Annotated in this window: 22 protein-coding genes; 6 read left to right on the top strand and 16 right to left on the bottom strand. The window is 69.6% G+C overall.

The window, feature by feature from the left end; all coding sequences use genetic code 11:
• Nucleotides 1-52: 52 nt before the first annotated feature.
• Both AB0M63_RS00615 and AB0M63_RS00610 read right to left on the bottom strand, forming a co-directional pair.
• A complete protein-coding gene (locus AB0M63_RS00615; RefSeq protein ID WP_366017894.1) occupies nucleotides 53-736 on the bottom strand; it encodes a hypothetical protein in 684 nt (227 codons plus the stop codon).
• Nucleotides 733-1,221 (bottom strand): sigma-70 family RNA polymerase sigma factor, encoded by a 489-nt coding sequence (locus AB0M63_RS00610; RefSeq protein WP_356056342.1) that lies wholly within the window; start codon nucleotides 1,219-1,221, stop codon nucleotides 733-735. The genes AB0M63_RS00615 and AB0M63_RS00610 overlap by 4 nt, the downstream gene beginning before the upstream one ends.
• Before the next feature lie 165 nt (nucleotides 1,222-1,386).
• Here AB0M63_RS00610 and AB0M63_RS00605 point away from each other — a divergent pair, with 165 nt between their 5' ends.
• Complete coding sequence (locus AB0M63_RS00605; RefSeq protein WP_366017893.1) at nucleotides 1,387-2,307, top strand: transglutaminase-like domain-containing protein; 921 nt, start codon at nucleotides 1,387-1,389, stop codon at nucleotides 2,305-2,307.
• Here the strand turns inward: AB0M63_RS00605 and AB0M63_RS00600 are convergent.
• A complete protein-coding gene (locus AB0M63_RS00600) occupies nucleotides 2,304-3,566 on the bottom strand; it encodes a PucR family transcriptional regulator (protein WP_366018509.1) in 1,263 nt (420 codons plus the stop codon). The genes AB0M63_RS00605 and AB0M63_RS00600 overlap by 4 nt on opposite strands.
• 106 nt (nucleotides 3,567-3,672) lie before the next feature.
• On the opposite strand from AB0M63_RS00600, the gene AB0M63_RS00595 reads away from it, so the two are divergent.
• From AB0M63_RS00595 to AB0M63_RS00580, 4 genes are all read left to right on the top strand, one after another.
• Complete coding sequence (locus AB0M63_RS00595) at nucleotides 3,673-4,122, top strand: nucleoside deaminase (protein WP_366017892.1); 450 nt, start codon at nucleotides 3,673-3,675, stop codon at nucleotides 4,120-4,122.
• The gene (locus tag AB0M63_RS00590; RefSeq protein ID WP_366017891.1) at nucleotides 4,115-5,080 is read left to right on the top strand and encodes a 2-oxoglutarate and iron-dependent oxygenase domain-containing protein; all 966 of its coding nucleotides are present in this window, start codon (nucleotides 4,115-4,117) and stop codon (nucleotides 5,078-5,080) included. Before AB0M63_RS00595 ends, AB0M63_RS00590 begins: the two co-directional genes overlap by 8 nt.
• Before the next feature lie 118 nt (nucleotides 5,081-5,198).
• Entirely contained in the window at nucleotides 5,199-7,361 is a 2,163-nt protein-coding gene (locus AB0M63_RS00585; protein ID WP_366017890.1) for a hypothetical protein, read from the top strand.
• On the top strand, nucleotides 7,358-8,866 hold the full coding sequence (locus AB0M63_RS00580; protein WP_366017889.1) for a hypothetical protein: 1,509 nt from the start codon (nucleotides 7,358-7,360) through the stop codon (nucleotides 8,864-8,866). The genes AB0M63_RS00585 and AB0M63_RS00580 overlap by 4 nt, the downstream gene beginning before the upstream one ends.
• Nucleotides 8,867-8,879: 13 nt before the next feature.
• Here the strand turns inward: AB0M63_RS00580 and AB0M63_RS00575 are convergent, their stop codons facing one another.
• The 9 genes from AB0M63_RS00575 to hemL all read right to left on the bottom strand — a co-directional run bounded on the left by AB0M63_RS00575 (nucleotide 8,880) and on the right by hemL (nucleotide 18,320).
• Entirely contained in the window at nucleotides 8,880-9,818 is a 939-nt protein-coding gene (locus tag AB0M63_RS00575) for a CU044_5270 family protein (protein WP_366017888.1), read from the bottom strand.
• The gene (locus tag AB0M63_RS00570) at nucleotides 9,815-10,429 is read right to left on the bottom strand and encodes a sigma-70 family RNA polymerase sigma factor (RefSeq protein ID WP_355904669.1); all 615 of its coding nucleotides are present in this window, start codon (nucleotides 10,427-10,429) and stop codon (nucleotides 9,815-9,817) included. The genes AB0M63_RS00575 and AB0M63_RS00570 overlap by 4 nt, the downstream gene beginning before the upstream one ends.
• An 85-nt stretch (nucleotides 10,430-10,514) precedes the next feature.
• Nucleotides 10,515-11,591 (bottom strand): c-type cytochrome biogenesis protein CcsB, encoded by a 1,077-nt coding sequence (ccsB, locus tag AB0M63_RS00565; protein WP_355904666.1) that lies wholly within the window; start codon nucleotides 11,589-11,591, stop codon nucleotides 10,515-10,517.
• A complete protein-coding gene (locus AB0M63_RS00560; protein ID WP_355904663.1) occupies nucleotides 11,588-13,366 on the bottom strand; it encodes a cytochrome c biogenesis protein ResB in 1,779 nt (592 codons plus the stop codon). The genes ccsB and AB0M63_RS00560 overlap by 4 nt, the downstream gene beginning before the upstream one ends.
• 3 nt (nucleotides 13,367-13,369) lie before the next feature.
• Nucleotides 13,370-14,131, bottom strand: a complete 762-nt coding sequence (locus tag AB0M63_RS00555) for a cytochrome c biogenesis protein CcdA (protein WP_355904660.1) — start codon at nucleotides 14,129-14,131, stop codon at nucleotides 13,370-13,372.
• Nucleotides 14,132-14,137: 6 nt separating this feature from the next.
• Nucleotides 14,138-14,740 (bottom strand): TlpA disulfide reductase family protein, encoded by a 603-nt coding sequence (locus AB0M63_RS00550; RefSeq protein ID WP_355904657.1) that lies wholly within the window; start codon nucleotides 14,738-14,740, stop codon nucleotides 14,138-14,140.
• 115 nt (nucleotides 14,741-14,855) lie between these two features.
• Nucleotides 14,856-16,139 (bottom strand): hypothetical protein, encoded by a 1,284-nt coding sequence (locus AB0M63_RS00545; protein ID WP_366017885.1) that lies wholly within the window; start codon nucleotides 16,137-16,139, stop codon nucleotides 14,856-14,858.
• Between the two features lie 157 nt (nucleotides 16,140-16,296).
• Nucleotides 16,297-16,983, bottom strand: coding sequence for a histidine phosphatase family protein (locus AB0M63_RS00540; RefSeq protein WP_355904651.1), 687 nt, complete (start codon nucleotides 16,981-16,983; stop codon nucleotides 16,297-16,299).
• Nucleotides 16,980-18,320, bottom strand: coding sequence for a glutamate-1-semialdehyde 2,1-aminomutase (gene hemL / locus AB0M63_RS00535; RefSeq protein WP_366017883.1), 1,341 nt, complete (start codon nucleotides 18,318-18,320; stop codon nucleotides 16,980-16,982). Before hemL ends, AB0M63_RS00540 begins: the two co-directional genes overlap by 4 nt.
• Before the next feature lie 514 nt (nucleotides 18,321-18,834).
• On the opposite strand from hemL, the gene AB0M63_RS00530 reads away from it, so the two are divergent.
• Nucleotides 18,835-19,272 (top strand): hypothetical protein, encoded by a 438-nt coding sequence (locus tag AB0M63_RS00530; RefSeq protein WP_019061278.1) that lies wholly within the window; start codon nucleotides 18,835-18,837, stop codon nucleotides 19,270-19,272.
• Nucleotides 19,273-19,304: 32 nt separating this feature from the next.
• Here the strand turns inward: AB0M63_RS00530 and AB0M63_RS00525 are convergent, their stop codons facing one another.
• Genes AB0M63_RS00525 through AB0M63_RS00510 form a run of 4 tightly spaced genes read right to left on the bottom strand, consistent with a single transcriptional unit; the run spans nucleotide 19,305 to nucleotide 23,032 of the window.
• Nucleotides 19,305-20,459 carry a hypothetical protein gene (locus tag AB0M63_RS00525; RefSeq protein ID WP_366017881.1) on the bottom strand — a complete coding sequence of 385 codons (1,155 nt, stop codon included), beginning with the start codon at nucleotides 20,457-20,459 and terminating at the stop codon, nucleotides 19,305-19,307.
• 32 nt (nucleotides 20,460-20,491) lie between these two features.
• Nucleotides 20,492-21,274: a WbqC family protein gene (locus AB0M63_RS00520; protein WP_366017880.1), complete on the bottom strand. Its 783-nt coding sequence runs from the start codon at nucleotides 21,272-21,274 to the stop codon at nucleotides 20,492-20,494.
• Between the two features lie 28 nt (nucleotides 21,275-21,302).
• Nucleotides 21,303-21,992, bottom strand: coding sequence for a YdcF family protein (locus tag AB0M63_RS00515; RefSeq protein WP_366017879.1), 690 nt, complete (start codon nucleotides 21,990-21,992; stop codon nucleotides 21,303-21,305).
• Nucleotides 21,989-23,032 carry a hypothetical protein gene (locus AB0M63_RS00510; RefSeq protein WP_366017878.1) on the bottom strand — a complete coding sequence of 348 codons (1,044 nt, stop codon included), beginning with the start codon at nucleotides 23,030-23,032 and terminating at the stop codon, nucleotides 21,989-21,991. The genes AB0M63_RS00515 and AB0M63_RS00510 overlap by 4 nt, the downstream gene beginning before the upstream one ends.
• Between the last annotated feature and the right edge of the window lie 15 nt (nucleotides 23,033-23,047).

The following is a 23,047-nucleotide window of genomic DNA, read 5'->3' as shown; positions in this document are numbered from 1 at the left end:
ACACCACCGCGCCGGCTCCGCACCGAGCCCCCTCCCCCGGGCTCTCCCCCGGTCAGCCGAACGTCGGCACGTCGCCTGAGCAGGTCAACTGGCTTGTGTCCGTGGGCACGATCCGCTCGACCGAGCCGACGACCCTGCCGCCGGAACCGGCCTTCTGCTGGTCGGCCGTCAGGTAGCCGATGAACATCTGCTTCCCGGCCGGCATCGCGGCGGGGTCGAAGTCGAAGACCACCTTGTCGTCGCCCTCCCGGTGGGCCGTACGCACGTCGTTCACGCCGGGCCCGGTGCCGCTGCGGTCGAGCGTGCCGGGGTCGTCGGTCCCCTTGCAGAACTCGCCGACCTTGATGAGCACCGGGAACCCGGCGTCGTGCAGGGCCTTCGCCAGCCCCGCGTGGTCGTCGAAGTAGGCCTGCTTGTCCCAACTCACCCTGACCGAGCCGTTTTTGAGGCTGTCCACCGTGTAGGCCGCGGTACGGATGTGGATGGTTCCGGCCCCGGTGGCGATCTCGTCCGAAGGCGGCGCGGTGGACGGGTTGCCGTAGGTCGACACACCCAGCGCCAACGCGGCTGCGGCGACGCCGGCACCGGCGGTCAGTCCCAGGCGGCGCGTGCGGCGCCGGGCGCGTCCGGTGGCGACGATCCGCTCGACGGGGGTGTCGAGGGCGACGTCGGCGAGCGAGGCCCGCAACGCGTTCAGTACGTCCAGGTCGGGTGCGTTCGTGTCGAGTTCGGTCATGGTCCGGCCTCCGGGGTGACGAGGTGGCCGCGCAGGGTCGCGACGGCCCGTGACAGGTGGGCGGTGACGGTGCCGGGTGCGATCCCCAGCGCCTTCGCGGTGGCCTCGGTGTCGAGGTCCAGGAAGACCCGGAAGGCGATCACCTCCCGCTGGCGGCGCGGCAGTCGGCGCAACAGGACGAGCAGCGCCGGATCGAGTCCGGCGTCGGCGACCGCGGGGGCGGCCCGGTCGTGCCCGGCGTCGTCGAGGGCGACCTCGCGCCGCCTCCGCCGCCACCACGAGACACGCGTGTTGAACGCCGTCCGCACGACCCACGCCCGGGGCGCCGGATGCCGGCCGACCTTCGCCCACCCCATCCACGCCCGGGTGAACGCCTCGGCCACCAGATCCTCGGCAAGCTGCCGCTCACCCACACCGGCGAGCACGGCCCTCAGGCACACGTCCCGGCTGCTGCTGTAGAACTCCGCGAACTCCAGCTCCTTCACACCCCCTATACGCCGTGGGGCGGGGATCCGCTTACGTGGTGCCGGACGCCGACCCCGACCGGCATCATCTCGCCCCCCTGGACAAACCCGGGCGAATTTTGACACGGTGAGCACATCAGCCCGAATTCGAACGCACTGTCGATTGAATCACCCGGGAGACCCGCCTTGTCCCTCGCCTTCTACACCATCCACAGCACGTTCTCCGACCCCGGCGCCCTCGCCCACCGCTACGCCGACCTCCCCCGCGACCCCGCCCAACTCGCCCGCATCACCCGCGACTTGCTCATCCACCGCCTGGAAGACGAGTTCTTCGACCACACCCATGCCACCGACCGCCTGCACAACGACGCCGAGACCCGCTACATCGACGACGTCCTGCGCATCCTCGTCGAGCGCGACCCCGCCCCGCTCGACCGGCGACGCGCGACCGGCGACCGATTCGTCGGCGTGTGCCGGGACTTCGCGCTGCTGCACTGCTCGTTCCTGCGGCACGCCGGCATCCCGGCCCGCATCCGCACGGGCTTCGCCGACTACTTCGGCTCCGAGGACTCCGACCGCTTCCACGGCGATCACGTCGTCACCGAGTACTGGCACGACGACCGCGGCTGGCTCCTCGCCGACTCCCAGCTCACCGACCCGGTCATCATGGCCCAGTGGAACATCGGCTTCGACCCGATGGACGTCCCCCGCGACCGCTTCCTCGTCTCCGGCGAGGCCTGGCGGGCGATCCGCGAGGACGGCGCGGACCCGGAGACCTTCGGACTGCACCCCCCGAACGAAGGCCCGTTCTGGGGCGAACGGTTCGTCGCGGGCAGCATCCGCCTCGACCTGGCCTCGCTCAACAAGGTGGAGACCCTGCTCTGGGACGTCTGGAGCGAGGACGAGGGCAACCCCGGCGAGCCCCTCCCCGAGCCGTCCCGCCTCTTCTACGACCGTGTCGCCCCCGTCGTCAGCGGCGAGGTCTCCTTCGAGGCGGCCCGGAAACTCTTCGCCGATGACGACATCCTGCGCACCCCGCCGACAGTGACGTGCTACGCCCCCTTCAACGGACCCGGCCTCGTCACCCTGCGCCAGAACGACTTCTAAGCCACCGTCCGCAACCCCCGCCCCCGGGCGACCGCCCCCATCCCCCGCACCACCCGATGCGCGCACACCGCCGCCAGCAACTCCCCCAGCAGATCCGGGTCGTCGATCTCCAGGCCGAGCAACGACTCGATGCGCTCAAGGCGTTGGTAGAGGGACTGGCGGCCGATGTGCAGCAGGGCCGCCGTGCGGGTCGGGGAGCAGCCGTGGCGCAGGTGGACTTCCAGCGTGCGCACCAGGTCGCTCGGGTGGGCCGACTCCCAGGCCAGCAGGGGGCCCAGCGCGTGCTGCACCAGGCGGGCGAGGCGGTCGCGGTTGGCGTCCACGCCCCCGCGGGTCAGCTCCCGTTCCAGCGCGAGCGCTCGGGCCGATGTCACCAACGGGCCCTCCGGTACGGCGGGTTCGGCGGCCGGGACCGTCAGGGCCAGCTCCAGGGTCGTACGGGCCGCCCGCAACGTGTCGCTCCACCGGAGCCAGCCGCTGCCCGCCTCCACCGCGTGCCCGACCGCCACGGTCAGCCCGGGATCGGCGGCCGTACGGAAGGCCTCCTGGACGGCGCGGATCGGGTCGCCGGGGACGGAGGCGGGGAGGGCCAGCAGCGCCAGTACGTCGCCCGGAAACGCCGCCCGCAGCACACTCGCCCCGCCCAGCAGCCGTACCGCCCGGTCGACGGAGGCCACCTCGCGCGTGCCGTGCACCGAGACGCCGATCAGCCGGGCGCCGGGGCCGGGGTGGAAGCCGGCCAGCGCCGAGCGTGCCTCGACCTCCGGCTGGTTCAGCGCGGCCCGGTCCGCGAGGTCGGCCAGCAGGGCCGCCGTGTGGTCGTCGCCCCACGGCCGTACCACCGAACGGCCGGACAGGCCCCGGGCCACGATCGCCCGGTTGGCCGCCTCGGTGATCCGTACGAAGGGGACGACCCGGTGCAGGGCCAGGAGGGGGAGGCCCAGGCGGCGGGCCTCGTCCGTGACCTCCGCCGGCATGGTCGGGAGGGAACGGCCGATCTCGACCGCCAGGCCGGAGGCACCCCGGGCGGCCAGCTCACGGACGTAGCGGCGGCGGATCTCGGCGTCCGTGTCGGTGAGGCCGAAGCCGTTGGTGAGAAGGAGTTCGCCGCCGTCCAGGAAGTTCGCGCCCTCGTAGACCTCGCTGGAGTGGACCCAGCGCACGGGGCGGTCGAGGGCGGCCTCGCCGGCCAGCAGGGCGGGCTCGGCGGCCCTTACGGGGTCGAGGTCCAGGACTTCGCGGAGGGTGAGGGCGGCCACGGGCACCTCCAGGGACAGCGCGTGGACACTTCGTCCGGCGGCGGGATGCCCGGAGAGTACTTTCCGCACGTTGCCCTCGTGTTTCGGCCACAGGAGAGTGGGACGTATGGATCAGGCACAGGCACACACGTGGCTCGCCACGGCCGTCGAGGAGGCCCGCGCCGGGCTCGCCGAGGGCGGCATCCCGATCGGGGCCGCGCTCTACAGCGCCGACGGCACCCTGCTGGGGCGCGGCCACAACCGGCGCGTCCAGGACGACGACCCCTCGATGCACGCGGAGACGGCCGCGTTCCGCGCGGCGGGACGGCAGCGGTCGTATCGCGGGACGACCATGGTGACCACCCTTTCGCCGTGCTGGTACTGCTCGGGGCTGGTACGGCAGTTCGGTATCTCGCGGGTCGTGGTCGGCGAGGCGGTCACCTTCCACGGCGGGCACGACTGGCTGGCCGAGCATGGTGTGGAGATCGTCCTCCTCGACGATCCCGAGTGCACCACGCTGATGCGCGACTTCATCACGGACAACCCGGCACTCTGGAACGAGGACATCGGTGAGTAACCCGCGTATTCCGACCATCGACCTACGGCCCTGGGTCGGCGGCGACCCCGCCACCCGCGCCGAGATCGCCCGCACCGTCGACGAGGCCCTCCAGACCGCCGGGTTCCTGCTGGTCACCGGGCACGGGGTCGACCCGGACCTGCGGTCCCGTATCCGCGACGCCGCGCGCGCGTTCTTCCGGCTGCCCGTCGAGGTGAAGGAGCCGTACGGCGTCAAGGTCGGCGGGCGTGGCTGGCTCGGGCCGGGGGCCGAGGCCAACGGGTACTCGGAGGGGACCGAGACCCCGCCCGATCTGAAGGAGTCGCTGACCTTCGCCACGCACGAGCCCTTCGCGGACCCGGTGGTCAACGCGGAGTGGTACGCGCCCAACGTGTGGCCGGCGGAGATCCCCGAACTGCGGTCGCTCTGCGAGGAGTACCTCGACCGGATGGGCGAGTTGGAGAAGCAGCTCCTCTCGCTCCTGGGGTCCGCTCTCGGGCTCGAACCCGACTTCTTCTCCCGGCACATGGACCATCCGACGTACGGGTTCAACATCAACTGGTATCCGGGGACGGAAGTTGTCGGGGAGCCGGAGCCGGGGCAGTTCCGGATCGGGCCGCACACCGACTTCGGGACGGTGACGATCCTCGACCGGCAGGCCGGGAAGGGGGGATTGCAGGTCTTCACCGATGAGGGCGGGTGGGAGGACGCGCCGTTCGACCCGGACGCCTTCACCATCAACATCGGTGATCTGATGGCCCGTTGGACCGGGGACCGGTGGCGGTCGGGGCGGCACCGGGTGCTGCCGCCGCCCGCGGACGCGCCCGCCGAGGAGCTGATGTCGCTCGTCTACTTCGGCGAGTGCACGCCCGGTACACGCGTGGAGTCCGTGCCCGCGCCGGTCGGACGGGTGGCGTACGAGGCCGTCGACTCGCATGACTATCTGCGGGAAAAACTGGACTCCATCACCGTCAACTGAGGTCACCGTTCCGACAGTTTTCGTAACCCAACGGACATCGCACAACCTAGTCCGAACCAACTCCCCCTATTTACCCTGGTGTTGATAAGACTCACGACCGTACCAAGGGGGAGGTTCGGTGGCCAACGGGGTGCACGGGCGCGGAGCGCTCTTCGACGAGGATCCGCCCGGTCTCGCTTCGCGCGTGGTGGGGGTACGGCCGTACCGGCACCGGCCCTCCCCGTACGAGCACCAGGGCGACGTCCCCTTCGTGGTGCTGGCGGGCGCGCGCGGCCTGGGCAAGAGCCTGATGCTCGACAGGCTGCGTGCCGCCTACCGGACGCATACGCCGGTCGCGCTGATCGACTGCGAGTCCGCCCGGTACGCGGCACCTCCCGCAGGCCGGCCGGCCACCACCTGGTCACCGGTGGCGCAGGCGCTGACCGACATCGCGGAACAGCTGCGGGAGCCGGTGGTCCAGGGCGCCGGAGTGCTCCGCTTCCCCCGGCTGCAGGCCGGGCTGCTGGCCGTGTCCGCCACCGGATGGCGGGGCGGGGACGCCGACGGCTCGCGCGAGGAGACCGCACGGCGGATCCTGCTGCTGGACGAACCCCGCCGCCCCTGGTCCTGGGTCCTGCGGAAGTGGGCGACCCGGGTCGCGGCCAAGCTGATCAGCCAGTTGACCGGGCCGGCGCCCCAGGCGGTCGTCGAGGCCACCCTGGAAACGCTCTTCGAGGTCGTCTGGTCTCCCCGCCGGCGCCTGGCGAAGGCCGCCGGCTGGTACCGGAACTATCCCGGCGGCGCCGGAGACCGCCGGTTCGCCCTGACCGCGATCGCCGAGGACTTCGCCGCGGCGGAGAACTCCCGCGTCAACGCCGAGCAGTGGCTCGTACGCGCCCTGCTGGCCGACCTGACGGCCGGCTACCGCGGGTGGTGGCAGAGGTCGCACCGGCTCGGCCGGCCGGTCGTCCTCGTCGACAACGTGCAGTCCGGTCCGGGGCCGGGGCTGATGAAGGCGGTGCTGGACGAACGCACGCAACTCACCGACGAGGCCGCGTTCTTCGCCTCCCTGCGCGGGCACAGCCACCCGGCCCTGCACCACGCGATCGTCCGTACGCTCCCGGAGACGGCCCGTTCCAGCGGCTGGACCCGCGACGTCCCCTCGTCTTCCGGCGCCCTTCTGGTGTCGCTGCCGCCGCTGACACGGGAGGAAGCACGACAGGTCATCGGCGACGTCTGCGCGGGCGCCACCTACGAGGTGGACGGCGAACGCCGCCGACTGGAGGTGGCACCCCAACTGCAGTACGCCATACATCGGTTGACCTTCGGCAATCCGCTCGGCGTCGCCCTGCTCGCCCGCACGCTGCGGCAGCTGGAGCCGAAGGACCCCGTCGACCCCGGCACCCTGCTCACTTCCGGCCTGCGGCTCGACGAGCGCGCCGGCGGCGAGGACCCCACGGCCTACCAGCAGCTCCTGATCCGGCTCGCGCCGACGGACCACCTGGAGGAGCTGACCCTGCTCGCCGCCGCCCACGACGGTGCGTCCGCACTGGCCGTGGCCCAGGAGCGGCTGCCCGTCACCTTCGGCGCGGGCGGTCTGAACCGGCTGCGGACGGCACTGGCCGAGGAGGGCCTGCCGCCCGTCGACGGGTACTTCGTCGGCGACCCGTTCCTGCGCTCGCTGCTCCTGCTGCGGTTGCACCTCGACGAGGACCCGCACCGTGACCACCAGCGCTGGCAGGCCGTGCACCACACCCTCATCCGGCACTACGCGGAGGTGCCCGGCGCCCCGGACGACCCGGCCCGCAGCCGGTTCCGCCTGCACCACGAACTCGCCCTCGGCGAGACCGGGAACGCGGTGGCGTACCTGCGGGACACCTTTCGCCGTACCGAGCCGTGCGGCTGGCTGAAGACGCTGCTCTTCGTCGCCTCCGCGCCGTACTACCACGCACACGATCCACGCGGTCGCGACATGGGCGCCGCCGACCACCGGGCGGCCGTCGCGCGCGCCCGCACCGACGACAGCGAGGTCCCGCCGGACAGTGTGGACGCCACCCTGCATCTGACCGTGCGCCGGGTCCTGCACGCCGTGTGGCAACTGAACGATCCGTTGGTGCTGCCCGACCCGGAGGTCGCCCGGCGGATGCAGTGGGACCTGGAGCAGCTGTCGGGCCTGTGGGCCGCGGGCAACGCGGCGCTGTGGCAGACCGCACGGGATTGGCACGAGGACGCCCGGGCCTGCCGCCCCCTACGGGCACCCTGCCAGGACGGCACCGCAGACGCGAGGAGGGACGGGCAGTGAGGGATTTGCTCGAACGGCTCTGGAATCCGCCGTTCCACCGGTACCTGACCCTCGCGGCGGTGGCCGTCCTGCTGGCCGGCCTCGGGTACTGGATCGCCGTTCCCACACCCGCTCACAAGTGCGCACCCGGCGTCACCCGCCCCAAGGGTGCCGCCGAGTGCGTGGGCGTCTCGGCGACGGCGTACGACTTCGGGGTGACGCCGTTCGCCGCCACCGTGCGGGCGATCAACCGGGAGAACCACCGTCTGAAGCCCGGCGGTTACGTCACCGTCGCGCTCTTCGAACCGTTCACCGCGGGCGACCAGGACAGCGTCGACGACACCCTGCACGAACTGCAGGGCGCCTACCTCGCCCAGTACCAGGCCAACCACAACACCACCGGTGAGACCCCCGACATCCGGCTCGTGCTGGCCAACACCGGTGCCGACGGCAGGTACTGGCCGCAGGTGGCGGACCAGCTGATCGGGATGGTCAAGGGGCCCGACCGGCTGCGAGCGGTCACCGGGATAGGGCTGAGCACCGACAACAACGAGGCCGCCGTCAAACGGCTGACACAGCACGGCGTCCCGGTCGTCGGCTCCTCCATCACCGCCGACAGCTTCGCCAACGGCCAAAACGGCCAGGACACCTTCCCGGGGCTCGCCCGGGTCGCCCCCACCAACAGCGACTCGGCCCGCGCCCTCGCCTCGTTCGCCGGCTTCTCGGCGAGCAGTTCCATCCTGGTCTACGACAAACCGGGCGACCCGTACACGCAGACCCTGCAACAGGCGTTCGCGAAGCTGACGGCCGGCTCGCCGTACCAGCCGCAGCCGTACACGACCGGACCCGGCACCCCCAACACCTTCCGGCAGATCACCAGCATCCTGTGCGGCACCCCGCGGACCACGAACACGATCCTGTTCGCCGGACGGCACGTCCCCCTGCGGCAGTTCATCAACGTGCTCGGGCAACGCGGCTGCATGGACCGGCACTTCACCGTGCTGACCGGTGACGAGGGCTCGTATCTCACGACCGACACACAGCTCGACCACAAGGCGCTCACCCGCAACCTCACCGTCCGCTACACCGCGCTCGCCCACCCGGACGCGTGGAAGCAGGACAAGACGAAGACCGGCGGCAGCGCGGCGGACGCGGCCGTCCTCGACGGACTGCTCGGCCAGAGCACGAAACAGCCGGTCGGCCCGATCGGCCCGGTCGACCTCCAGGACGGGCAACTGATCATCGCCTACGACGCGATGCGGCTGGCGGTGGCGGGGATCCGGGAGGCGACGAGCGGCGACCAGACGACGCCCCGGATCGCGGACGTGGTCAACGAGTGGTCGCTGATGAAGGGCACACAGAAGGTGCAGGGGGCGAGCGGCTGGATCTGCCTCGACGCACACGGCAACCCGTACGACAAGGCCGTACCGATCGTGGAACTGACCCCGCAGGGCGGCTCGCGCTTCGTGAAGATCGCCTGGCCGGAAGGCAAGCCACCGTCGAAGGAGTGCCTGCCCCCGGCCTGAACAGCCTTACTCCCTACGGGCGTTGGCCCGCCTTGTCGACGACGGCCCGGCGCAGGACTGCGGTGTCGGCGGTGATCTCCCCCTTCTTCACACCCGCGTTGTCCTTGGTCGCCACCTCGCGTTCGCCGAGGAACTCGTAGGTCTTCGCGTCGAAGATCCACTCGTTCCGGAGCGGGTTGTCGGGGTCGGTGCGGGCGATGCCGATGCCGGGCCGGCCGGCCGCGTCCTTCACGTGCTCGACCGTCGTGATGCCGGGAATCCTCGCGACCGCCCGGAAGAGCGCGGCACTCTGCCGCGGCGGCATGATCGAGTCGCGGAGGAGATCGCCGACGAGCACGAACATGGCCTGGCTCTTCTCCTGATCGCTGTACTTCGTGGCGGTCCTGGCCAGATAGGCGTACATCGCGTCGGCGTCGGCGGGCAGTGTCTTCACGTGGTTGTAGAAGGACGACGCGTCCCAGCCGACCTGGCCGGGCTTGACGTCGGGCGGGACGGAGTGCCCCGGCGTGCCGGCCTCCCGCACCAGACCGGTGTGCAGTCCGTCCACCGACATCCACACCTCCTGCCGGTGCGCCGGTTCGATCGTGGTCTTCCGGCCGTTCCCCGACTGCGCGTAGGACACCTCGCTGTCCACGTACACGAACTGGTCGTCGCGGACCGTGCCGTAGGACTTCTCGTGCTCGGCCGCCAGCGCGATGTCCTCCAGGAGCGCGGCGGTCGACCTGCGGGTCGGCTGCTGTACGTCCGGCCGCGCGCCGCCGGACGACGGCAGGAGGACGAAGGTGACGGCCGCGGCGGTGGCGACGGCCGCCGCCGCGAGCGCGGGGCGCAGCAACCTGCCGCGCTTCGGGGCGGGTTGCTCGTGCCGGATCTCGGTCATCAGATGCTCCTTGAGGAGTCGGTGACGGCCCGGCGGAAGGTCTCTCTCGGGAAGTTCCGGGAGTCCGTTCATCGCTTGTCCTCCCTCAGGGGCCCGACCGCACTGCCGCGGTCACCGTTCATCTGTCCGTCCCCGGTGGGGAGTTCCATGCTTTTGACATGTTTCGCGAGTTTTGCGCGAGCGCGCGAGAGCCGCGACCGTACGGTCCCGACGGGCACCCCGAGCGCCTCGGCGGCGGCCCGGTAGTCGAGCCCGGACCACACGCACAGGGCCAGCACCTCGCGCTCGGCACGGCGGAGCGTGGCCGACGCCGTTCGTACGAGGGCGAGTTCGGCCGTGTCGTCGAGGCGGGCGGCGACCTCGTCGGCGAAGTCGCGCTCGACCTCGTCGCGGGGCAGCCGGGAGACGGCCGCCGCGTGTCTTCGGGCCGCTCGGCGGGTGTTGCGCGTGACGTTGGTGGCGATGCCCAGCAGCCAGGGCCGTAGCGAACCGCCCTCCTCGTCGAGCCTGCCGCGCAGCCGCCAGGCGTCCAGGAAGGTCAGCGAGACGATGTCCTCGGCCTGCGCCCAGTCCCCGGTGAGCCGGAAGGCGTGGTTGTAGACGGAGCGTGCGTACGCGTCGAAGAGCTGACCGAAGGCGTCGTGGTCCCCCGCGCGGATGCGCTTCCTCAGATTCGTATCCACACCCTTGCACCTGTCCGCACGACGAAGGCCGGTTCCGGTGACCCATGTCACACGGAACCGGCCTGCGCCGAAAGGGAGTTACGGCCTACACGCCCGCGTAGGAGTGCTTGCCGCTGACGAAGATGTTGACGCCGTAGTAGTTGAACAGCCAGCAGCCGAAGGCGATCATGGCCAGGTAGGCGGCCTTGCGGCCCTTCCAGCCGGCCGTGGCGCGGGCGTGCAGGTAGCAGGCGTAGGCGACCCAGGTGATGAACGCCCAGGTCTCCTTGGGGTCCCAGCCCCAGTAGCGGCCCCAGGCGGACTCCGCCCAGATCGACCCCGCGATGATCGTGAAGGTCCAGAGCGGGAAGACGGCGGCGTTCACCCGGTAGGAGAACTTGTCGAGGCTGGCCGAGGCGGGCAGCCGCTCCAGCACCGAGGTGGCGAAGGCGCCGGGCTTGCCGCCATTGGCCAGCTTGTTCTCGTAGCTGTCCTTGAACAGGTAGAGCAGCGTGCCGACCGCTCCCACGTAGAAGACCGCGCCGCAGATGATCGCGGTCGAGACGTGGATGTACAGCCAGTACGAGTGGAGGGCGGGAACCAACTGGTCGCTGGCGGTGTACAAGACGGTGACGGCGATGCCGAGATCGAGGAGGACCGTCGTGACCAGGAACAGGCCGAGCCAGCGCACGTTCTTCCTGAGCAGCAGCAGTGTGAGGTACACACCGACGGCGACCGTGGAGAAGGTGATGTTGAACTCGTACATGTTGCCCCAGGGCGCCCGCTGCACCGAGGCCGCGCGAGCGATGACACCGCTCAGCTCGACGAGGAACGCGAGCACGGTGAGGGACACGGCGATACGCCCGTAGAGGTCGCCCTGTTCGTCCCCGCCGTGCGCCCCGGGCCCGTCCGGCACATCGCGCGAACCGGACGCGGCCCGTACGACGACCTGCGGCCGCTCCAGCACGGTGGTGCCGCCGGCCTTCTTGACGGCGACGGCGGGTGCGGCCGCCTTCTCGGCACCGGTCAGCGCGGCGGCCGTACGGCCGATCTTGCTGCGGCTGCCGAAGGTCCATTCGGCGATGTACGCCAGGAAGGCCAGGGTGTAGACGGCCATCGAGGAGTAGATCAGCGTGTTGCTGATGTTGGCGAGGTGTTCGTTGGTGGCGGCGGCGAGATTCACTGCTGCTCAGCCCCTTCGGCGGGTACGGGGGGTTCGACGTCGGAGTCGTCGGAGTCGGGGGTGTGTTCGTCGTCGGTCTTCGTCGGGGCCCGGTCGTGCACGAGTGCGGCCAGGTCGCCGAGTTCCTCGGGGAGTTTCGCGGACTCGCTGCGGCCGAGCCCGGCCATCTCGACGACGGTGATGCCGTCGTCACCGGTGGTGGCCCGCACCCAGACGCGGCGGCGCTGGATGAACAGGGAGCCGGCCAGACCGAGGATCGCGGTGAGCGCGCCGCCCAGTGCCCAGGTGGTGCCGGGCTGCTGGACGACCTGGAAGCCCGCCCACTCCTTGATCTGCTTGTCGAAGGTGATCGACCCGGCGCCGTTCGGCAGCTTCATCGTCTCGCCGGGCAGCAGTTGGGCCTTGAGGATGTCGCCCTTGGAGTCCTTGAACTGCTTCAGGTTCTTGGTGTCCAACTGGTACACGTTCTGCGGGATGCCCGAGTTGACGCCCAGGTCACCGTGGTAGCCGGTCACGTTGAGCACCGGGTAGTCGAGGCCCGGGTACTGGGAGAACATCGTGCCGCTGCCCTTGGCGTACGTCGGCACGAACAGGGCCGCGAAGCCGAGCTGTTCGGCGACGCCCTGGGCGTTCTTGTAGCCGTCGAGGACCTTGATCGCGCCCTGCGAGGTGACGTTGGAGTCGATCGGCAGCATCGGCACGGCCTGGTGGAAGACCACGTTGCCCTTGCCGTCCCGGACGGTGACGACGGGGGCGTAGCCGTGGCTGACGAGGTAGACCTTCGAGTCGCCGATCTCCAGCGGCTCGTTGACCTTGATGGTGTGCTTCTCCGCCTTGCCGTAGGCGCCGAGGCTGTAGGTGATGTCGGCCTGGTAGGTGCGCGGGGTGCCGCGGTTGGGGCCGGTGCGCTCGTAGGTGCCGACGAAGTTCTTCAGGTTGAAGCTGAAGGGCACCAGGTCGTCGTCGCTGAAGAGGTTGCCGGACTTGAAGTCGTCGTACTGGGTGAGGGTGTTGGAGAAGCCGTCGCCCTCGACGATCAGCTTGTCGCCCTCGGACTTGAAGAGCTGGCCCCAGGCGAAGGCGATCAGCATCACGATCAGCGCGAGGTGGAAGAGCAGGTTGCCGGTCTCCCGCAGATAGCCCTTCTCGGCGGCGACGGCGTCACCGGCGACATGGGCGCGGAAGCGACGCTTCTTCAGGACCTGGAGGGCGGTCTCGCGGACCAGTTCGGGTTCGGCGGCGGTGCGCCAGGTGGCGAAGGCGGGCAGCCTGTCGAGCCGCTTGGGAGCGCCCGGCGGCCGGCCGCGGAGCTGGCCGACGAACTGCCAGGTGCGCGGGATGATGCAGCCGATGAGGGAGACGAAGAGCAGCACGTAGATCGCGCCGAACCAGGCCGAGCCGTAGACATGGAAGAGGCCGAGCTTGTCGTAGATCGGCGCGAGCGTCTTGTGCGCGGACTGGAACTCGGAGACCTTCAGCGCGTCGGTGCCGGTCTGCGGGATCAGCGAGCCGGGGACCGCGCCGAGCGACAGCAGGAACAGCAGCATCAGCGCGACCCGCATCGAGGTCAGCTGCCGCCACATCCAGCGCGCCCAGCCGAGCGCTTCACGGCCGGTCCAGGCGAGCCAGCCGGTCAGGCCGGGCCTCCGGTTGCCGCCGAAGGAGCCGGGCATGGCCGTCTCGACGGGGGCCGTGGAGAGCTGGGAGCCGGCGGCACCGAGGTCCTGGTCCTCGCCTGCCGGGTTCTCGGGCGCTTCCGTGGACGTCTTGCTCATCGATCAGATCCCTACAGTGAAGCCGTCGGACCAGCTCTGCATGTCCTGCACCAGCGCGTCCCAGGCGCCGGTGAGCAGCAGCACGCCGGTCACGATCATCATGGTGCCGCCGACGCGCATCACCCAGACGTAGTGCCGCTTGACCCAGCCGAAGGCACCGAGGGCCTTGCGGAAGGCGACCGCGGTGAGGACGAAGGGGACACCCAGGCCGAGACAGTACGCGACGGTGAGGATGGCGCCGCGACCGGCACTGGCCTGGTCCATGGAGAGCACTTGCACGGACGCGAGGGTAGGACCGATGCAAGGGGTCCAGCCGATGCCGAACAGCGCGCCCAGCAGTGGTGCCCCTATCAACCCGGTGGTCGGCCGCTTGTGGAAGCGGAACTCACGCTGCGTCAGCCAGGGCATCAGCCCCATGAAGAACACGCCCATGAGGATCATGAGCACGCCCAGCACCTTGGACAGGACGTCCTTGTTCTCCTGGAGCGTCTGCCCGAAGTAGCCGAACAGGGCCCCGCCGGAGACGAACACGACGGTGAAGCCGAGGACGAAGAGGGAGGCACCCACGACCATCCGGCCGCGCCGGGCATCCCCGAGGTCGGTGCCGGTGACTCCGGTCACATAGGACAGATAGCCGGGGACCAGCGGCAGGACGCAAGGGGAGAAGAAGGAGACGAGTCCGCCGAGCACGGCGATCGGCAGCGCGAGCACCAGCGCCCCGCTGCGGACCGTCTGGTTCGGGTCGGTTACTGCGGCGAGCAGCACGTCAGCTCACTTCTCCGCGATGACCGGGTCGAGCATCTCGCGCAGCTTGTCCTCGCTGAGCGCCTGGAGCGCGCGGGCCGCGATCTTCCCGTCCCGGTCGATGACGATCGTGGAGGGGATGGCCTGCGGGTTGAGCGTGCCCTTCTTGAACCGGAGCATCAGCTTGCCCGTCGGGTCGTACAGGCTCGGGTAGGGGACGTCGTACTTCTTCTCGAAGGCGACGGCCGGTTCGGTGCTGGTGTCACGGGTGTTGAGGCCGACGAACTGGACGTCCTTGTTCGCGGTGGCCTTGGCGACCTGGACCAGGTTGTCCGCCTCGGCGCGGCACGGGGAGCACCAGGAGCCCCACACGTTGACGACGAGGACCTTGCCCTTGTAGTCGGCGGTGTCGAGCGTCTTGCCGTCGATGGTCTTGCCGGACAGGTCGGGGGCGGCCTGGCGGTCGCCCTTCTTGACGGTCGCGATGCCGTCGGAGCCGGTGATGAAGTTGGTGTTGCCCGAGCCTCCGGAGGTACCTCCGGAGCTGCACGCGGAAAGCACCAACGCGGCGGCGGCAACGCCGGCGGTCGACAGGACGGCGCGGCTACGGGCGCGACTGGCGGCACTCATGTGAAAAGTTTCGCATGCCCGTTCTGAGGATCTTGCGCGCCCCCCTCAACGGCGTCTTGCGGGCGGAAACCCGCATTTCAGGCCCGCATTTCAGGCCCGCTTCTCAGGCGGCTTTTCAGGCGGCGTCGGACGAGGAGGCGCTCGGGCTCGCGGCCAGGAAGGACTTCCAGCCACCCGCCGGGGCCTGGCCGACGTCGAGGGTGCGCAGCTTGGCGAGCACCTCGGGCTTCTGCACATCGATCCAGTCGGTGAACTGCTTGAAGGAGACGAGCCGTACGTCCGCGCCCTTCTCCTTCTCCTGGGCTATGTGCTTGAACGCCTTCTCGACGGCGTCCATGTAGATGCCGCCGTTCCAGTGCTCGAAGTGGTTGCCGATGAAGAAGGGGGCACGGTTGGTCTCGTACGCCCGCTGGAAGCCGGATATGTAGGCCTGCGCGGCCTGGGTACGCCAGCCCGGGTAGTTGTAGGCGGGTGCGTTGGTGGAGTTGACCGACTGGTTGGCCAGCATGTTGTAGTCCATCGAGAGGACCTCGAAGCTGTGCCCGGGGAAGGGAACCGCCTGGAGCGGGTAGTCCCACACCCCGTTGCGCTTCACGGGCCAGACCTGGCGGCCGCCGGGCGAGGAGGCGTCGTAGCGCCAGCCGAGCGAGCGGGCGGTGGGCAGCAGGTTGTCCTGGCCGAGGAGGCAGGGCGTACGGCCGCCGACGAGCTCCTTCTCGTAGTCGAAGGGCAGCGACGGCAGGTTCGTCCACCCGGTGTTCGTCCGCCACTCCTTCACGAAGGACTTGGCCTGGTCGATCTCGCTGCGCCACTGCTGCGGCGTCCAGTTGGCGACCGTGCCGTAGCCGGAGCAGAAGTGGCCGTTGAAGTGGGTGCCTATCTCGTGGCCTTCGAGCCAGGCGCGCCGGACGTTGGTGAGCGTGGCCTTGACGTGCTCGTCGGTGAGGTAGCCGATGTCGGAGGCGCCGCGCGCGTTGTTCGGCGGGTTGTACAGGCGCTTCTTCGACTCGGGCAGCAGATAGAGGCCGGAGAGGAAGAAGGTCATGGACGCGCCGTGCTGCTTGGCGAGGTCGAGGAAGCGGGGGAACAGTCCGTTGCCGACCTCGCCCGCACCGTCCCAGGAGAAGATCACGAACTGCGGCGGAGTCTGCCCGGCCTCCAACGGCACGGGCTTCGCGGGCTGCTTGGGCTGCGCGCCGGTGAAGGACGTGGAGCCGTCACCGATGGGCTTGGCCCGCGGCTCCATCGACTTGGCGGGACCGCCGGAGGAGCCCGACCCCTTCCCTGAACTGCCGGAGGTGTCGGACCCCGTACCGAGCGTGCCGCACCCCGCCAGTCCTACGGCCGCCGCGGCGCCCGCACCGACTCCGAGCGCTCCCCGTCGCGTGAGACTCCGCATCGCTTCCCCATCCATCGCGTCCTCTGTGGTCAATCTGTGAGAGGACGCGGCGGACGGGAAAGTTCACCGGGAACGGTGTGTGTTGCGAAACAAATGTCACGGAACAGCGACAGGTGTGAGGGCGATGTCAGGTGCCCTCGGTCGACCTGGGCCGGTCTCAGGCTCCGAACGCCTTGCCCTGTCCCTTCACGGGCTTCGCGCCCGCGAGGAGATGGGCCGGTACGAGATCGCGGGCCGGCTCGGTGTAGCCGACGGACACGATCTTGTCGCCCCGGTAGGTGAAGGACGTCAGGGACGCGAGCGTGCACTGCCGCTTGCGCGGGTCGTGCCACAGCCGCCGCTTTTCGACATAGGACCGCACGATCCAGATCGGCAGTTGATGGCTGACCAGCACCGCCTCGTGGCCGCGGGCGGCGTCCTTGGCGGCGTCCAGCGCGGCCATCATGCGGACGACCTGGTCGACGTAGGGCTCGCCCCAGGACGGCTTGAACGGGTTGACCAGGTACTTCCAGTTCGCCGGCTTCTTCAGCGCCCCGTCGCCGACCCCGAAGGTCTTGCCCTGGAAGACGTTGTCGGCCTCGATGAGCCGCCCGTCGGTCGCGAGGTCGAGCCCGTGCGCCTTGGCGATCGGCGTGGCCGTCTCCTGCGCCCGCTCCAGCGGGGAGGCGACGACGTGGGTGACATCGCGGGAGGAGAGGTGCTCGGCGACCCGGTCGGCCATCTGCCGGCCCAGCTCGGAGAGGTGGTAGTCGGGCAGACGGCCGTACAACACCCCGTCCGGGTTGGCGACTTCACCGTGCCGCATCACATGGACGACGGTGATGTCGCTGTCACTGCTGCTCATCGGGTGGCCTCCGCCGCCGCTTTGGCCGCCGCCGGGAGGGCGTCGGCGATCCGCTGGATGGCCCGTTCGTCGTGGGCCGTGGACACGAACCAGGACTCGAAGGACGAGGGAGGCAGATAGACCCCGCTCGCCAGCATCGAGTGGAAGAAGGCGGTGAAGCGGTACGACTCCTGCGCCTTGGCGTCCTCGTAGTTGCGCACGCTCCGGTCGGTGAAGAACACGGAGAACATGTTGGAGGCGTTCTGCACCCGGTGCGCGACGCCCTCCTTGCCGAGCGCCTCGGTGACGAGCGCCTGGATCTGCGCCGATACGGCGTTCACCGTGTCGTAGGCCGCGTCGTCGAGGAGCCGCAGCTGGGCGAGACCGGCGGCGGTGGCGACCGGGTTCCCGGAGAGGGTGCCGGCCTGGTAGACGGGTCCGGCCGGAGCGAGGTGCGCCATGATGTCGGCGCGCCCGCCGAACGCGGCGGCGGGGAAACCGCCGCCCATCACCTTGCCGAAGGTCATGAGATCGGGAGTGACCCCGTCGATTCCGAACCACCCGGCCCGGCTGGTCCGGAACCCGGTCATGACCTCGTCGGAGATGAACAGCGCCCCGTTCTTCCCGCAGGCGTCCTTGAGCCCCTGGTTGAACCCGGCGACGGGCGGCACGACCCCCATGTTCCCGGGCGAGGCCTCGGTAATAACGCAGGCGATCTCACCGGGATGCCGGTGGAAGGCCTCGTTCACGGCTTCGAGATCGTTGTACGGCAGCACGATCGTGTCGCCGGCCTGGGCGCCGGTGACACCGGGGGTGTCGGGCAGCGCGAAGGTGGCGACCCCGGAACCGGCGGCGGCGAGCAGCGCGTCGACGTGACCGTGGTAACACCCGGCGAACTTGATCACCTTGGGCCGGCCGGTGAACCCGCGAGCGAGCCGGATCGCGGACATGGTCGCCTCGGTGCCGCTGCTGACCAGCCGCACCTGCTGCACCGGCTCGACCCGGGCGACGATCTCCTCGGCGAGCGCGACCTCGCCCTCACCGGGGGTGCCGAAGGAGGTCCCGCGCGAGACGGCGTCCTGGACGGCGGCGATCACCTCGGGCTGCGAGTGCCCGAGGATCATCGGCCCCCAGGAACACACGAGGTCGACGTACTCGCGTCCGTCCGCGTCCGTCAGATACGGGCCGTCGCCGGACACCATGAACCGGGGCGTACCGCCGACGGCGCGGAAGGCGCGCACCGGGGAGTTCACGCCGCCCGGTGTGACGACCGCGGCACGGTCGAAAAGAGCCTGCGAGACGGGCGCTTCGTATGAATAGGGCAGTTCGGGTGGCGTTTCGCTGGGCGTTTGGCTCATGACCTGCGACTTCTCCGACTTCTCGGACTCCGGGATCTCAGTTACCTCCTCAGGGTAGGCGGCGGGACGGCGGACACGGGCCCCCACCCATCTGCGAGACTGGGAGGTGATACACACAGGTACACACAGCTCGTGCGGGCACCGGTGTTCAGGGCTTGCGAATATCTTGCGGACAGGTGTTTCAGCGCACGTTTCGGCGGGCGGCCGTGGGGGAGGTCACTGACACGATGATCGGGTTGCGCGGCTGGGGCCACGCGTCCTAGAAAAGCAGTCGGGTGGAGATATGCATCGCGGTGGCGGACTGGGCGAGGGGACTGACGACCTGGGTCCTCGGCGTGCCCGGCGGGGGAAGCACCGACGCGAGGCGGAGGAAGCCGCCGAGGCACGGCAGGCGCAGCAGGGGCAGCAGGGTGGTTCGGGACCTGGTTCGGTCTCGGGTGAGTCGGAGCGGGACGAGCGACGTATCGAACGTCGGATCGATCAGTTGCGGGCGGGGAGCAGGAATGGTGGTCGGGTGGGGGTGACGTACAAATACTTCGGCGCGCCCGACGGCGCGACGGCGGCCCGCGTCCCGATCTCGATGCGCCCCGAGGAACTCGGCGGCGACGAGCTCGGGATGAACGGCATGTTCACCAAGATCAAGCCGGAGACGATGGCCGCGATGGTCCTCACCGGCATCGAGGGCGTCCCCCTCAACAAGGTCCCCCCGCTGGAACTGGTCGTCCTCCACCCCGACTACGCAGTCGTCAAACTCCCGATGACGGTCGTCGACCCCCTGCGCGGAATCGGCGAGGAGGCGGTGGGGGCGGCGGCGTTCATCTGGTCGACCGTGCCGGATCGGGGCGGGCCTCGGGATGCGTTCAATGTGTATCAACTGCTGCACGAGTGGCAGGACTTCAGCCATCGGTTGCATGAGGCGGGGCATCAGCCTTATTGCTTGGTCTGGCCCTGAGCGGCCAGGGCACATGAGTCTCGGCGAGGAAGCTAACGTGCCTCCTGACCGTCGATGAGCTGCTGAATCGCGGACAGAATCCCCTCCACAGCAGCGGGCTCGGACGCGAGGACTGTCAGGGAGACGGACGGCCAGCCGTTGTAGCCCTTCGCCGGCAGAGCCTCCAGCTTTTCCGCGAGGCCGGGGAGAGTCGGCAGCAGAGCCGCGAACGCCGCTGCCCGCTCGTGGCCGAGGTGATAGGTGATCGAGCCGAAGGCGAAGGAGAGGTCGTCCTTCGCCGGGTCGTCGCGCAGGGAGAGCGTCGCGATCGGTACGTCCCGTCCGGAGACTCGGTAGTAGATGCGCATGCTCCGGTACTTGGCCGTACCGCACTCCAGCCGCCCCTCGGCCACCGCGTGATCGAGCAGGACCGTCGCGGCCCGCCGTACGTCCGGGTCGGGGCGCGATGCGATCGCCGCGTCCATGTCGGCCCGAGTGGTCCGCTGTGCAGTGCGGTGGCCCGAGGGGGACTTGGCCGCGGTGGCGACCTCGCCGTGCACGCGGGGGACCAGGACGCGGAGGTCACCGCCACCTCGGTACTGGGTCAACTCGACCGCGTACACATCGGTCTGCCGCAACTGCCCGTTCAGGAACTCGACGATCGCCCGCAGTTCAAGCGGAATCTGGTCGGCGACGAACAGCAGCCGCATCTGGCCGGCGGCCAACCGCTCCTCGACCGTCGTCCAGAACTCCTCCGCGGACCGCTCGCCCTGGTCACCGAGCAGTTCCCCATACCCCTCCTCCAGCGACCGGCCGTCCTTGACACACGTGTCCTCGAAGGAGCGCCGCAGGAGTGCGGCCGGCCAGTAACGAGCGGCGTTCGCCGCATAGTCCAGCATCTGGCCGACGACCTCACGCCGGATCCGGGTGTCCGTGGCCCGCTTGACCTCAACCAGGGTCGGCACGCCGTCGGCGTCGACGAAGAGATGGTCCAGCCAGTACGCCGGAGCACTCTCCGTGCTCGTCGGCACCCCCATCTCCCGGGCCACCAGCACCAGCCGCAGCGGTCGCCCATCGGCCAGCGAGCCGAAGTCCAGCACCCGAGGATGACGCGCGAGCAGCTCCTGGAACTCCGCCTCGGTCTCGAACTCGGCCCGCTCCAGGGCCTGTAGTTCCTTGCCCAGGACGAACACCGGCTGGTTCGTCATGTGATTCCACCCCCGTGATCCGACTCCCACGATCATTGATCGTTTCCACGCCGATTGAAACAGGACGCTACCGACAACGACGCCCCGTCTCCCTCGTGGTCTCCAAGGAGGTGGGCTTCTCGTTCGGCCGTCAGTCCGGTCGCCAGTTCACGCGGGCCGGTCGCGCTCAACGCCCAGAGGCTGCTGACCCGTCGGGCCCGCTGCCAGAGCCGGTCACCTACCTCCACAGCGGTGTGGAAGGGCACAACGGTGATGTCATGGGCGGCGAACGGCTGGTAGTCGAGATAGCGCAAGCCACCGGTGCCACACAGGTAGTAGCTGCTGCCGGTGGCCACGGCGAGGTCGGCCAGCCGCTCGGACCGACCCTGGCGGGTCGGGATGGCGCTGCTTTCCAACGCTTCACCATTCCAGCCGAGAGCGGTGAGCAGGGCAAGGGTCGATGTCCCCGCGAGGTCCGCCACGCGTTCCGTGTCCTCGAACCGGTCGAGGACCACGTCCAAGACCTCACGCACGACAGGCCAGTAGCGGCTGCGGCCGTAGTACTGGCGAACGAGGAGACTGACAGTTCTACGGGATCGGCGCGGCTCGACGAGCATTGCCTGGTTGATGAGCGTCGGGCGCCCGTTGGGCAGGTGCGTGGGGAGCGTGAGCCACTGCTGCCTGCTCGGGTCGTCGGGAACCGCGAGCCGGGCGCGGTGCTGGTAGTCGCGGCGCGCGAACTGAACATCGTCGAGGACGATCCACCGGTCGGCGGCGAACAGTTTGGCCAGCGTGGACAGCCGGGGAAACAGGTTCGGCTGGTGGATCGCACACACCGCACCGCTCGCCCCGAGTCGGCGTGTGTCAGCTGTTGATGAGGCGGCTGTCGAAGCCGGCACCCAGGAGGCGCTCGTAGGCGTCATGCACATCCCCCGGTACGTTCTGCTCGACGGCGAAGCCGAACTTCGGGTACTCGATCACCCGTTGCAGGTCGCCGACGAGCATGTCGACGACGAGCTTCTCGTCACCGATCGATTTAATGTAGTCGTCCAACTCCAGAGGCTCGGAGGCGCAGATGACCTCTACCTCGGGCCACAGCTTGCGGCAGGTCGCGTACGAGCGGCGTTCCATGTACGGCTTGGAGATCAGTAGCAGCGACTCCACCTCCACGCCCGCTTCCGCCAGCAACTCCCGGGAGAAGGTGATGTTCTGGCCGGTGTTCGCCGCCTTCGACTCGACCAGGATCGCCTCGTCCGGCACACCCAGGCTCAGGGCGTGCTCGCGGTAGTGGACGGCCTCGCCGCGCGGGAAGCGGGCGCGGGTGGTGGGGCTGTTGCCGCCGCTGAACACGACGACGGGGAAGAGGCCGGCGCGGTAGAGATCTGCGGCTGTCGTAGCGACACCCAGGTCGTGGCTGCCCAAGCCGATCGCCGCTGAGCAGGGGCGCGCCTCGTGGCCCATCTGGTGGTAGCTCCAGATCAACGTCGCGTCGTCGAACTGCTCGTTGGTGATCTGACGCTGCTGATGCTCCGGCACTGGCACTCCCTGACTCATCCCTGCTGGCCCTTTCGGATGCCCTCGATGCTGCGCAACTGGTGGCTCAGCCCGAACTGCTGGGCCACCTGTGCCGCCTGGTCGAGGACGGACAGCCCATCATTCCGGGTCGCCGCGTCCGACAGAAGGATGTGCCCGTACGCGGTGTCCAACCGCACTCGCTGCATCGGGGAGTCGACAGTGCCGGTGGTACGCGCGATGTCGATGTAGTGCAGGGCCTGTTTCAGGTCGCCGACGCCGCGGTGGGCCAGGGCGAGTTTCTGGTGTGCCACGGACCAGTCCTCCGGCTCACCGAGTTCCTCGAACTCGCGGGTGGCAGCAGCCATGACGTCGGTGGCGTACTCGTTGTTGCCCTCCTTGCTCAGAGCCGTGCCGATCCACAACCGGGCCCGGGCTCGGTCCCGTCGGCAGAGCCGCTGGTCGGCAGCGAGTTGCTCGTACCATCGGGCGGAGGCGTCCAGCTGACCTGACATCTCCTGCACGACGGCGAGGGACAGCTCGATCTGGGCGACCCGGCGCGGGATGGCGAGTTGGGAGAACATGTCGCGCGCGGTCAGGTAGGACTGCCGGGCGGACAGCGGGCCGAGGATCGCGCCCTGGTCTCGTTGCACATCACCGAGCAGGACAAGCGAACGCCCGTACAGATAAAGGCCCTTGTCATCCAGGCCGTGCGCGTCACGGCTCGCCAACCAGCGGTTCAACAAGGTCGCGGCGAAGGGGAAGTCCTGGCGGCTGACGCAGACTACGGCGCGCTCGATGTCCTCGGTCCAGGTCTCGTAGTCCGCCGGCCGCACGCTCTTCCGATCCGGGAACAACACCGCCTCGAACCGGGCATGGGCGGCAGCGTCGGCACGAGCGAGCGCGGTGTCGAGGATCGCCTGGGTATCAGGTCGGGGCTGGGTTTCGGCTCCCAGACTCTCCCACTTGGCCACCGTACGCAGCGCGACACCCAGGTGCTCGGCGAAGGCCCGCATGCTCATTCGCAGAGCAGCGCGCAGAACGCTCGCTTCCCGGCCCGTCCACTGCCGCACGCTGACCACGGATTACCTCCCTCC

The sequence above is a fragment of the Streptomyces sp. NPDC051576 genome (assembly GCF_040681835.1).
Taxonomy (GTDB): Bacteria; Actinomycetota; Actinomycetes; order Streptomycetales; family Streptomycetaceae; genus Streptomyces.
The sequence above is the reverse complement of the archived record's forward strand: the minus strand, read 5'-3'. Positions and strand labels throughout refer to the sequence as shown.